Origin of the sequence: Ensifer sp. M14, assembly GCF_003355565.1 — a bacterium.
GTDB lineage: Bacteria > Pseudomonadota > Alphaproteobacteria > Rhizobiales > Rhizobiaceae > Ensifer.
In genome coordinates, this window is sequence record NZ_QJNR01000004.1 from 1,224,397 (window position 1) to 1,237,486 (window position 13,090).

Annotated in this window: 6 protein-coding genes; all 6 read right to left on the bottom strand. The window is 63.2% G+C overall.

Going from position 1 to position 13,090, the window contains the following annotated elements; translation table 11 throughout:
- Positions 1 to 122 precede the first annotated feature (122 nt).
- Positions 123 to 2,327, bottom strand: coding sequence for a 1,4-alpha-glucan branching protein GlgB (gene glgB / locus BLJAPNOD_RS05870; RefSeq protein WP_115419212.1), 2,205 nt, complete (start codon positions 2,325 to 2,327; stop codon positions 123 to 125).
- A complete protein-coding gene (locus BLJAPNOD_RS05875) occupies positions 2,324 to 4,786 on the bottom strand; it encodes a glycogen/starch/alpha-glucan phosphorylase (RefSeq protein WP_199565982.1) in 2,463 nt (820 codons plus the stop codon). The genes glgB and BLJAPNOD_RS05875 overlap by 4 nt, the downstream gene beginning before the upstream one ends.
- Positions 4,787 to 5,014: 228 nt before the next feature.
- Positions 5,015 to 6,265, bottom strand: coding sequence for a TadE/TadG family type IV pilus assembly protein (locus tag BLJAPNOD_RS05880; protein WP_115419214.1), 1,251 nt, complete (start codon positions 6,263 to 6,265; stop codon positions 5,015 to 5,017).
- 175 nt (positions 6,266 to 6,440) lie between these two features.
- Entirely contained in the window at positions 6,441 to 7,319 is an 879-nt protein-coding gene (locus BLJAPNOD_RS05885) for a transglutaminase family protein (protein WP_115419215.1), read from the bottom strand.
- A 15-nt stretch (positions 7,320 to 7,334) separates the two neighbouring features.
- Entirely contained in the window at positions 7,335 to 9,743 is a 2,409-nt protein-coding gene (locus tag BLJAPNOD_RS05890) for a circularly permuted type 2 ATP-grasp protein (protein ID WP_115419216.1), read from the bottom strand.
- Complete coding sequence (locus BLJAPNOD_RS05895; protein WP_115419217.1) at positions 9,744 to 13,070, bottom strand: transglutaminase family protein; 3,327 nt, start codon at positions 13,068 to 13,070, stop codon at positions 9,744 to 9,746.
- Positions 13,071 to 13,090: the final 20 nt, after the last annotated feature.

The following is a 13,090-nucleotide window of genomic DNA, read 5'->3' on the forward strand; positions in this document are numbered from 1 at the left end:
TTGTCCTCCCCAAATTGATTGTTCCTCGGGATCGTCACGGCGACCTTTGCGACGCCTTGCGGCCCTCGAAATTTCTTGACACACTTCCAGCAAAACCGCTCGGGACGGCTCCTGGAAAGGCTCTATTCCTGCTCCAGCATCAATGTTGCCAAGGGCGGCAAGGTGATGGTGGCTGTTATTGCTCCTGTCTTGTCCTTCTGTGCCTGAACGGCGCCGCCGTTGCCCTTGCCACTCCCCCCATAGATTTCCGCGTCGGTGTTCAAGATTTCCTTCCAGCGACCCGCAACGGGAAGCGGGATCGTGTAGTTTTCCCGATAGACGGGTGTGAAATTGGTGATGACGGCGACGAGTTTTTCACCGGGCGCCCTGCGCAACCAGGCAAAGACCGAATTGTCGCGGTCGTCGGCGATCAGCCATTCGAAGCCGTCGCTTTCGCAGTCGCGCGCATGCAGCGCCGGCTTGGAGCGATAGGTGCCGTTGAGGTCGCGCACCAGTCGCCGCATGCCCTCGTGCAGATGATATTCGAGCAAATTCCAGTCGAGCGCGCGCTCCTCCGACCATTCGCGCCATTGCGCAAATTCCTGTCCCATGAACAGCAGCTTCTTGCCGGGATAGCCCCACATGAAACCGTAGTAGGCGCGCAGGTTGGCGAACTTCTGCCAGTCGTCGCCGGTCATCTTGGCGATCAGCGACCCCTTGCCGTGCACGACCTCGTCATGGGACAGCGGCAGCACGAAGTTTTCGCTGAAAGCGTAGAGCAGACCGAAGGTCAGGTCGTTGTGGTGGTGGCGGCGGTGGATCGGCTCGCGCGACATGTATTGCAGCGTGTCGTGCATGAAACCCATGTTCCACTTGAAGCCGAAGCCGAGGCCGCCGGCATGGACCGGGTGCGACACCTTGGGCCAGGAGGTCGATTCCTCGGCGATCGTCAGGATGCCCTTGTGGGAGCCGTAGACTTCGGTGTTCAGCGTCTGCAGGAAGCGCACAGCCTCCAGGTTCTCGTTGCCGCCGTATTCGTTCGGCACCCATTCACCGTGCTTGCGTGAATAGTCGAGATAAAGCATCGAGGCGACGGCATCGACACGCAGGCCGTCGACATGGAATTTTTCCGCCCAATAGAGCGCGTTGTTGACGAGGAAGGACAGCACTTCCTGCCGGCCGAAATTGTAGATCGCCGTGTTCCAGTCAGGATGAAAGCCCTGGCGCGGATCCTCGTGTTCGTAGAGTGCGGTGCCGTCAAACCAGCGCAAGCCGTGCTCGTCCGTCGGGAAATGCGCCGGCACCCAATCGAGGATGACGCCGAGGCCGACCTTGTGGCAGCCGTTGACGAAACGCGCGAAGCCTTCCGGCTCGCCGAAGCGCGCCGTCGGTGCATAAAGCCCGGTTGTCTGGTAGCCCCAGGACGGGTCGTAGGGGAATTCCGAGATCGGCAGGAACTCGATATGGGTGAAGCCCATGTCGACGCAGTAGGGGATCAGCCGGTCGGCAAGCTCGTCCCAGGACAGCATGTCGCCGTTGTCGCGGCGCTGCCACGAGCCGGCATGCACCTCATAGATCGAGATCGGCTGGCGGCGGGCATCAGTCGATGCCCAGTGCGCACGGTGCGCCTCGTCTTCCCAGACCTGGGCGATCTCGGGGGTCGTCACCGAAGCGGTGTTGGGGCGAAGCTCGGAGCGGCGCGCGAAAGGGTCCGCCTTCAAGGGCAGCAGCGTGCCCTGGCGGTCGAGGATTTCATACTTGTAGGCAAGGCCGCCCTCGACGCCGGGGATGAAGATCTCCCAGATGCCGGTGTCGGTGCGAAGCCGCATCACATGGCGCCGCCCGTCCCAGTCGTTGAACTGGCCGACCACCGAAACGCGCCTGGCGTTCGGAGCCCAGACGGCGAAATGGTAGCCCTGAGCACCTTCGTGGTCGATCGGATGGGCGCCCATCTTGTCGAAGAGGCGCAGATGCGAGCCTTCGCGAATGTAGTAATCGTCCATCGGCCCGAGCACCGGGCCGAAGGAGTAGGGATCGACGACGATCCACTCGCCGCCATCGTTGCGGGCGCGATAGCGCACCGGCTGGATCTTGCGCAGCGAGACCGGCCCCTCGAAAAAGCCGGCATCGTCGCGCCGCTCGAGGGCTCCGAGTTCCTTGCCCGCCAGCGTCTCGGCAACGACACTGACGGCATCCGGAACGAAACAGCGGGCGACGTAGGTCTTGCCCACCGGATGCACACCGAGAACGGCAAAGGGATCGTCATGCGTGCCGGTGAGAATGGCCGCTATGGCCGGCATTGACAGCAGGGCTGCGGGTTCCGGGTCCTTGCCGGCCGAAGGGGTCATCCGGCTCTCCAAATTTCTCCGGCATATTGCCGGATGGTGCGATCGGACGAGAACCAGCCCATGCGCGCGGTGTTGCGCACGGCCTGCGAATACCAGGCCGACGGCGTCGTCCACAGCTGGTCGATCTCGCGCTGTGCCTTGGCGTAGGCTTCGAAGTCGGCCGCGACCATGAACCAGTCGTGATTGTAGAGACCATCGACGAGGCTGGTGAAGCGGTTGCGGTCATCCGGCGAAAACACGCCCGAAGCGATCGCCTGCAGCGCCTGCGACAGCTCGCGCGAGCCTTCGATGATGGCGCGCGGATTGTGGCCTTCGGCGCGGGCGTTGGTGACTTCTTCAGCCGTCAGGCCGAAGATCTTGATGTTCTCCTCGCCGACCCAGTCGCGCATCTCGACATTGGCGCCGTCGAGCGTGCCGATCGTCAGCGCGCCGTTCAGCGCGAACTTCATGTTGCCGGTGCCGGAGGCTTCCATTCCCGCCGTTGAAATCTGCTCGGACAGATCGGCGGCCGGCACAATGATCTCGGCCAGTGAGACGTTGTAGTTGGGCACGAAGACGATCTTCAGGAGACCGCGAACCGCCGGGTCGTTGTTGACGACGCGGGCGACGTCGTTGGCCAGCTTGATGATCAGCTTGGCGTTGTGGTAGCTCGGCGCCGCCTTGCCAGCGAACAGTTTCACGCGCGGCACCCAGTCGAGTTCGGGATGCGAGCGGATCTGGTCGTAAAGCGCCACCGCCTCGCTGATGTTCAAGAGCTGTCGCTTGTACTCATGGATGCGCTTGATCTGGATGTCGAACATCGCCGACGGGTCGAGCCGGATGCCGAGACGGGTCTGGACGAGCTGGGCGAGCTTGACCTTGTTGGCACGCTTGACGGCGGCGAACTGCTCCTGGAAATCCGGCTTGTCGGCGAAGGCATCGAGGGCCTGCAGCGCCTCGGTATTGTCCATGAACTCGTCGCCGATCGCCTCGCGGATCAGGTTGAACAGGCCGGGATTGCACTGCATCAGCCAGCGGCGCGGGGTGATGCCGTTGGTCTTGTTGTTGATGCGATCCGGGTAGAGCTTGTGCAGGTCGGCAAAGACCGTTTCCTTCATCAGCTCGGTATGCAGCGCCGACACGCCGTTGATCGAGTGCGAGCCGACAAAGGCAAGGTTGCCCATGCGCACGCGGCGGTCGCCGCTTTCGTCGATCAGCGAGATGTTGCGGATCTCCTGGTCGGTGGCGCCCTTCTGCTTGCGCGCCTCGATCAGGATCTTGGCGTTGATCGCGTAGACGATCTGCATGTGGCGCGGGAGCAGCCGTTCGAACAGCGGCACGGGCCAGCTCTCGAGCGCCTCCGGCAGCAGCGTGTGGTTGGTGTACGAAATGGTCCGGCGGGTGATGTCCCAGGCCTGTTCGAAATCGAGGCCGTGCAGATCAGTCAAGAGCCGGATCAGTTCGGCGATCGAGACCGCTGGATGCGTGTCGTTGAGCTGGATCGCGACGGCATCGGGCAGCGACGTGAAATCAGGATATTGCTGCAGATGGCGGCGCAGGATGTCCTGCAGAGATGCGGACGAGAAGAAATATTCCTGGCGCAGGCGAAGTTCCTGGCCAGCCGGCGTCGCGTCGGCGGGGTAGAGCACCCGGGTCAGGCTTTCTGCCTTGTTGCTTTCACGCAGCGCGCCGATGTGGTCGCCGGCGTTGAAGGCGTCGAGCAGGATCGGGTCGATCGGCTGTGCCGTCCAGAGCCGGAGCGTGTTGACGCGCTTGGCCCGCCAGCCGACAGCGGGGGTGTCGAAAGCGGTGGCGATGACGCGCTCGGCCGGCTTCCAGACGAAACGCTGGATTTCCTCGTCGACATTGGCGGTCTCGACGATGCCTCCGAAGCCGATCTCATAGGAGCTTTCGCGCCGTTCGAATTCCCAGGGGTTGCCGTGGGCAAGCCAGGTCTCCGGCAATTCCACCTGCCAGCCATCGGCCATCTGCTGGCGGAACAGGCCGTGCATGTAGCGAATGCCGTAGCCGTAGGCGGGCACGTCGACGGTTGCCATCGATTCCATGAAGCAGGCAGCAAGACGGCCGAGGCCGCCATTGCCGAGAGCCGCGTCCGGTTCAAGCAATGCGATGATATCGATATCGACGCCGAGCGAGGCGAGCGCATCACGCATCTCTTCCATCAGGCCGATATTGGTCATGGCATCGCGCATCAGCCGGCCGATGAGGAACTCGAGCGAGAGATAATAGACGCGCTTGGCACCGGTCGCGTAGGTCTGGCGGGTCGAATCCATCCACTTGTCGGTGATGCGGTCACGCACCACGAGGATGGCTGCCGTCAGCCAGTCATGCGGCTTGGCGACCTTCGGATCCTTGCCGATGCGGTACTTCAGGCGTTCGAGAATTTCGACGGCAAGTTGATCGGGTTCGGAGGAACGAAGTGCGGGCTGCGGCAGTTCGTTGGCGGAAATCTTGTTCATCATCAGAACTGTCTTACCCTTTTGCGTTGGGAGGTCGCAGGCCGGAACCGACCGGGGATGGGCAATTTATGCATCGATCCGAAGCGCTTGCAACAGCTGTTTTTAAAAGGATTAGAATTGCCTGAATAGTAGGGATGCGCGACGAAGAACTGTGGCTTTGACCGTCGCGCCGACGAAAAATGCCGCCCGGCTGGACCGGGCGGCATAATGGTGCGCGCTTTTGTTTGTTTACTTGGTCAGGCGGGTTGCCATGGCCGAGGCCTTCTCGCCGATCGCCTTGAAGGCTGCGATCAAGTCGGCAGCTTCATCCGCCTCGAAGTAGTTGGCCGCGGTCGTCGCGCAGGCCTTGAGCAGTTTCTGGCCGCGGTCGGGTGCCATGAAGGCGACGGTGTAGACCTGAACGTTGTTCTTGCGTGCCGTATCGCACCATTGCAGCGTCACGGTATCGTCGCTGGTGTTGTTGTTGTCGCCATCGGTCATGAAGACGATGTACTTGGTGGCAACCTGACCATTCTTGGCCTTGTGCGCCGTGTCCTCGGTGGTCGCGGTGACCTTGCCGTAAGCCGTCTTGAAGGCGTTGCCGGATGCCGTGCCACCGGTTGCAACGAGGGCGTTGACGTAGGTACCTGTTCCAGCCGTTCCCCAGGCGAGATTGCCAGCGGTGTCCTGCGCCGAATTGTAGGAAATGGCCGCCGTGCGGACGTAGACTTCCTTCGGATCAGCCGTCTTGAGCTGCGTGAGCAGATCTTTCACTGCTGTCTTCAAGGCATCGACCTTCGTGACATAGCAGGGGCTGGTGGCCTTGAGGTTCGGGTATTTGCCCCAGTTCGCCTCGGTGTAGTTCGGGCACGACGTCTTCGTGTTGTCCTTGGTGTTGGTCTTCCAGGCCATGGAGCCGGAACGGTCGAGGACGAGGTACATCGACAGCGCGTTCTTGGTTTCGGTGGCGCTTTCCGCCGTGGCCCGGGTTTCGAGCAGTATCGAATCCTGCCCAAGAAGGCGTGTCATCGCGTTGAACTGGATCGTCTTCTTGTTGGCGACCGTCACCTTGAAGGATTTGCCGGTCGCGCCGTTGGCGCTCTCGAGAATGTCGACCGTCGAGGAGTTGACTTCCAGCTCTTCAGGCGGTGCCGATTTGGCCGATGCGAGAGAGCCGCTGACCGGGGCGCCACTGTCGTCGGCCGGAAGGTCGACGACATTGCCCGCGGTTTGCGCCTTGAGGAAGTTTGCCGCAATTTCCTTGGCCTTCGCGATATCGGGCTTTTCCTTCGATACCAGGGCCGAGGCCGCCGCAAGTGCTGCCGCGTCGGCCGCATCCTGCATCTGGTTTTTGGTGGTTACCATCTTGGCCATGTCAATGGCGACGCCACCGGCGGCAAGGATCAATGGCATTACCAAGGCTGCCATTATGCCGAAATTGCCGCCACGATCCTTCAGCATAGCCATGAAGGACCGGTTGATCGTGGATCGTTTTCCCATCTCTGCACACCCCAAGGAACACGTTGCAAGCTTGAGGCGACATTAGCGGCGATGACTTACGATATCGTTCAGGCGATAGAATCAATTTTATCGGAATGCCGGAAATCCAGTGCTTACAGCAGGTTCCGGCGATGTCGTGGTGTTTGAAAACGGGAAAGCGATGTCTCGAAACGGGTCAGGTGACCGGAATGACGTCAACGGCCTGTTCGGTCTTCTGTCCGCCGTAACTCTTCAAGACGCCGATGACGGGTGCGACGTCACCGTAGTCGCGGCCATGGCCGACGACGATATGGTCGGTTCCTGCGGGAATATTGTTGGTTGGGTCGAGTTCCAACCAGCCGGCGGTGGTGCCGCACCAGATGCGAACCCAAGCGTGCATGGCGTCGGCGCCTTCCAGGCGTTCCTTGCCCTCAGGGGGAATTGTTCTTAAGAATCCGCTAACATATCCGGCGGGGATGCCGAGGCTTCTCAGCGCCACGATCATCACATGGGTGAAATCCTGGCAGACGCCGCGCTTGAGCGCGAAGGCTTCGGCCGGTGTGGTGTTCACCGTCGTCGCTTCGGCGTCGTAGACGAAGTCCCGGTGGATGCGGGCGCAGATCGCAGTGGCAATCTGGCGGATCGTCATGCCGGGCGTGACCTCGGCTTGCGCGTAGTCCGCGATTTCCGGCACCTCTGCGAGCAGCGGGCTCGGACCGACAAAATGATGCGGGGCGTCCGGCTCGACCGACCAGCACGCGGCCAGCTCCATGGGCAAGCGGGAAAGATCCGCCGAAAAGTCTGCTGTCAGCGGCAGCGGCTCCACCTGTACACGCGCCTGCATACGGATGACGAGATCGTCATGGGCGGAGCGGAACAGGATGGCCGTGAAGGGATTGGAGAAGAAGTCGACGCTTTCGGAGCGTTCCGCCGGCATCGGGTGGCAACTGAGCGAGCCAACGACGAGCCGCTGCCGGCCTGGCAGCGTCGCCGGCAACACGCGAACCAGATGGCGCCCGCCGGACACGGGCACTTCGTAGCCGTAGGTGATCTTCAGGCTGATGTCGTAGAGCATGGTCCTGTCCTGCGGTCAGCCGAGATAGGTGTTGGCGAGAATGTTGGAAAGCTCTTCGAGGTCCCGCTCCAGCCTGTTGTAGACGCCGAGGTTCATGGCCTCCGGCGTCATGACGGCAAGGCCGGAATGCAGGCGCATCGCCTCGCGGTAGAAGGGCGACATCTGGCCGTTGACATAGGCATTGGGTAAGAGTTCGACCTCTGTCTTGATCTCGTTGAGCTGATAGAGCACCGAGCGCGGGTTGAGCGGATCGAGTGCCAGAAGGTCGGTTACGGTGAGTGCGGCCGTGTTGACATTGTAGCGTCGGCGGTGGGTCATGACGCTGTCGCCGATCTCCAGCAGCATGTCGTAGGCGCCATCGGGTGCGTTGGGGCCGGACATATGGCCGAGCAGCCGCGTCATGTGCAGGCCACGCTCGATGTAGCGGCCGATCGACAGAAAGCGCCAGCCGGTAAAACGATACATGTTCTCGTGCACCAGACCGGCAAAGCCTGCAAGCTTGCGCAAGAGCACGGTCATGGCGCGGGTGGCATCGTCGCCCGACTGTACGGTCGCATGGAACTTGCGGGCCGTCTGCGACAGGTCGTTGAGCGCCAGCCATCCGTCCGGCGAAAAGCGGTCGCGGATATTGCCGGCGCTGAAGAGCGCGCTGGAAATATTGGCCAGCAGGCTGTCGGGCACCGCCTGGCGAGTATCAATATCCAGCGCCGCCAGATAGTCGGTGACGTCCTGCAGCAGCGGCAGGCTCGGGTCGGCCGTCTCGGCAAAGCGGCCATGCCAGGCGCGCAAGATGCGCAACGCCCCTTCGGCCCGCTCGATGTAGCGTCCGAGCCAGAACAGGTTGTCGGCGGCCCGGCTCGGCAGGCTTCCCGGCATGTTGCGGGTGAAGCTTTCTTCGGCCGGCAGAAGCGTGGTGCGCTCGACCGGCCGGTCGCTGACGATCCAGACGTCGGCCGCCGTGCCGCCGGCCTGCATCGCGATGGCGGCGACGTCGTCGCCGGAACCGATGCGGGCGAAACCGCCGGGCATGATCTGCCAGCCGTCGCGCGTTCGGGCGGCAAAGACGCGCAGGCTCATCGGGCGTGGCGTCAGGCGGCCGCGCACCCAGGCCGGCGTGGTCGACAGAGTCACCGCCTCCTGGCCGACAAGCCTTCCGCCCTCGGCATCGAGCCAATCGGGGATCGCTGCTCTGTCCCGTTCGGCAAGCGTCGCGCCGAGCACGGATTGGCTGTTGTCGTCGAAGAAGGGACGTGTCGCATAGGCCGGACCGATGACCATGCGCTCGATGTTGGCGGCAACCTCGGCCCGCTCGGACGTCTGGCCGCACCACCAGGTGGCGATCGACGGAAGCTTCTGGTCCTCGCCAAGCAGGTGCCGGCAGATCGCCGGCATGAAAGCGAGAAATGCGCGGGTTTCGACGATGCCGGAGCCAAGTGCGTTGACGATGGCGACGGACCCGGCCCGGAGAGCCTCGACGATGCCCGGCGTGCCGATATGCGAGGACTGGTTCAGTTCCAGCGGATCGGCGAAGGCGGCGTCGAGGCGGCGCCAGAGAACACCGACAGGCTTCAGCCCGGCGACGGTGCGCACCATCACCCGGCCGCCGACAACCGTCAGGTCTTCGCCTTCCAAGAGCATGAAGCCGAGATAGCGGGCGATATAGGCATGCTCGAAATAGGTCTCGTTGGCGATGCCGGGCGAAAGCACCGCGATGCGATCGTCCGGGTGCAGCTTGCGCGCCTGCAGCGTGTCGCGGAAGGCGCCGAAGAAGCCGGCGAGGCGATGCACGTGGGTTTCGGCATAGAGATTGGAAAAGGCGCGGGTGGTGGCGACCCGGTTTTCGAGTGCGAAGCCGGCGCCGGACGGTGCCTCGGTGCGATCGGAAAGCACCCACCAGTTGCCATCAGGCCCGCGGCCGATCTCGAAGGAGATGAATTGCAGGAAATGGCCATCGGCCGGTTTGACTCCGACGAGCGGCCGGAGAAATTCGGGGTTGGACGCGACAAGCGCCGGCGGCAGCAGGCCTTCGCGCACCAGCCGGTTTTCGCCGTAGACGTCGGCGACCACCTTCTCCAGAAGCTCGGCCCGCTGGATGAGCCCTTGCGAGACCGTCGCCCATTCATTCTCGTCGATCAGAACCGGGATATGGGATAGCGGCCAGCTTCTCTCCGAGCTGTCCTTGCCGCCATAGACCCGATAGAAGACGCCGGCATCGCGCAGATAGCGGTCGGCGCGGGCGAAGCGGTTGGCAAGCTCGGTGTCGTCGAGGCGGCCGAGCGTCGAAAGCAGCCGCTGCCAGACGGGCCGCACGTTGCCTTGCGCGTCGAGCATCTCGTCGGCAATGCCGGGAAGTGCGCGATAGCCGAAGACCGGATCGTCATCGATGCCCTGCCGGTCTGCGGCTGCTGTCTGCTTCTTCGCCATTTACGCTCCTGGCGGACGCCTGAGATCAAGCGTCAGCGGAAATTCCATCGACGGGCTTTCCGGGTGAAGCAGGTAGCCTCCCGGGGTGTGGCCCCAGGGCTCGAACCGCGCCAGTCGCCGCGCTTCTGCCTCGTTGCCATTGACCGGAAATGTCTCGTAGCTGCGCCCGCCCGGGTGGGCGACGTGGTAGACGCATCCGCCAATCGCCCGATTCGACCATGTATCATAGATATCGAATGTAAGGGGAGTGTTCACGGGCAAAACCGGGTGCAGGCCGGCGGCCGGCTGCCAGGCCTTGTAACGGACGCCGGCAACGGCACTGCCGTTGGCGCCGATCTTGGAAAGAGGTACGGGACGACCGTTGCAGGTGACCGTGTAGCGCTCGGGATTGGGCGTATCGAGCTTGACCTGCAGTCGCTCGACGGAGCTGTCGACATAGCGAACGGTGCCGCCGATCGCCCCTTGTTCGCCCATCACATGCCAGGGCTCCAGCGCCTGGCGGATTTCCAGCTTGCCGCCCTCGTATTCGACCTCACCACAGAAAGGGAAGCGGAGCTCGAGCTGGGCTTCGAACCATTCCGGGCGAAGGTCGAAGCCGTGAGCGCGCAGATCGGCAAGGACTTCAAGAAAATCCTGCCAGACATGATGCGGCAGCATGAAGCGATCGTGCAGGGCCGTGCCCCAGCGCACGAAGCGGCCATCGAGCGGGTGCTTCCAGAAGCGGGCGATGAGCGCGCGCACCAGCAACTGCTGGGCAAGCGACATGCGGGCGTTCGGCGGCATCTCGAAGCCGCGGAACTCGACGAGGCCGAGGCGGCCGGTCGGCCCGTCAGGCGAAAACAGCTTGTCGATGCAGATTTCGGCGCGGTGGGTGTTGCCGGTGACATCGACGAGCAGGTTGCGGAACAGCCGATCGACCAGCCAGGGCAGCGGTGGCGGCGTTGCCGAGCCGGGCAGCGGCACCTGCGCCAGCGCGATTTCCAGTTCGTAGAGCTGGTCGTGCCGGGCCTCGTCGATGCGCGGGGCCTGGCTCGTCGGCCCGATGAACATGCCGGAGAACAGGTAGGAGAGTGCCGGATGGCGCTGCCAATAGAGCACGATGCTCTTCAAAAGGTCGGGACGGCGGAGGAACGGGCTGTCATTGGGGTTGGCGCCGCCGACGACGACGTGATTGCCGCCGCCAGTGCCGGTGTGGCGGCCGTCGATCATGAACTTGTCGGCGCCGAGCCGGCTTTGACGCGCCTCTTCGTACACCGCCGTAGTGATATCGACGCACTCCTGCCAGCTGACGGCCGGATGGATGTTGACCTCGATGACGCCGGGGTCGGGTGCCACGCGGATGACGTTGATGCGCTCGTCGTGCGGGGGGGCGTAGCCTTCGATATGCAGCGGCAGGCCGAGGGCTGAGGCCGCCCGTTCGGTCGAAGCGATCAGGTCGAGATATTCCTCGATGCTCGTGGTTGGTGGCATGAAGACGCAGAGCCTGCCGTCGCGTGGCTCGACGCTGATGGCGGTGCGCACCAGTCCGGCGATTTCATCGCGTGGCGGGGCTTGAGGACTTTCAGGCGTTTCCGATGCCTGGAAACGCGAGTGCTGCTGGCGCGTGCTGGTTTCGGCGAAATCCGGCAGATCGTAACGCGGAACGGTCGGGTCAACAGGATGGATATAGGGATAGGCCGACGGCGGGACATAGGGCAGGGCGCCGAGCGGAAGACGATAACCGACGGGGCTGTCGCCGGGAACGAGGAAGATGCGGCCGCGGCGTGTCTGCCATTTCTCGCTCATCCAGCGCACGCCGGTCGCCTGCGCATTCCAGGCCTGCACCGGCAGCACGTAGCCGGTCGGTGCCGTCAGGCCGCGCTCGAACACGCGGGCCATGCGGCTGCGCTCCTCTGGATCCTTCAGCTTGGAATTGGCCGGATCGACATTGTCGGGAAGGTTCGCCTCCTTGAGCAGCCAGTCGGCCGGATCTTCGAAGGCCGGCACCACCATCTCGGCCGGCACGTTCAATTCGGCGGCCACCACATGGAGCAGGCGCTCCGCGTCCCCGGCCGTCACGTCATGGCGCCCGTTTTCCTCGGCAATGAGATCGGGCTCGCGCCAGATCGGCACGCCGTCCTTTCGCCAGTAGAGCGAGAAGGTCCAGCGCGGCAGGCTTTCGCCCGGATACCACTTGCCCTGGCCGTAATGCAGGAAACCGCCGGGTGCGAAGCGTTCGCGCAGCCGGCGGATGAGGATATCCGCCTTTTCGCGTTTGGTCGGCCCGACGGCCTCGGTGTTCCATTCCTCGGCTTCGAAGTCGTCGATCGACACGAAGGTCGGCTCGCCGCCCATCGTCAGGCGCACGTCGTTTTCCAACAACACCTGGTCGACATGTTTGCCAAGCGCGTTCAACGCTTCCCAGCTTTCGTCGGAGAACGGTTTGGTGATGCGCGGATGCTCGGCGACGCGCGAAACCTTCATATCGAAAGCAAAGTCGGTGCGGGTCGCGGGATCTCCGAAGAAGCCGCCGGAAATCGGGGCGGCGTTGCGGTAATGCGGCGTGGCGGCGAGCGGAATATGGCTCTCGCCCGTCAGAAGGCCCGAGGTCGGGTCAAGGCCGACCCAGCCCGCGCCCGGCAGGTAGACCTCGGCCCAGGCGTGCAGGTCGGTAAAGTCGCGCTCGGTTCCGGACGGGCCGTCGAGCGCCTTGAGATCGGGCGCAAGCTGGATGAGATAGCCCGACACGAATCGGGCGGCATAACCCAGGTTGCGCAGGATCTGCACAAGCAGCCAGCTCGAATCCCGGCATGACCCTCTGGCCGACGTCAGCGTTTCCTCCGGCAGCTGGACGCCGGGCTCCATGCGGATGACATAGCCGACGTCCTGCTGGAGCCTGGCATTGAGGCCGACGACCATGTCGATGGTGCGCTGCCGCGAGCGATCGACGGTCGCCATGAATGCGGCGAGCGCCGGCCCCATGGGTTCCGGCGTCATGTAGATCTTCAGGTCGTCGATCAGGTCCTCCGGATAGGCGAAGGGCCAGTGTTCGGACTCTTCCTCGATGAAGAAGTCGAAGGGGTTGTAGACGGTCATGTCGGCGACCAGATCGACCTCGATCTTCAGTTCGGTGACCGGGTCGGGGAAGACGTAGCGGGCGAGATAGTTGCCGTAGGGATCCTGCTGCAGATTGACGAAGTGGTTGGCCGGCGAAACCTTCAGCGAGTGGCTGATGACCTTGGTCTTGGAGTGGGCCGCCGGTTTCAATCGGATGATCTGCGGCGAAAGCCTGATCGGGCGGTCATAGGTATAGTGGGTCAGGTGGTAGATACTGGCCTTGATCGACATACCGGATTTTGTCCCCTCGA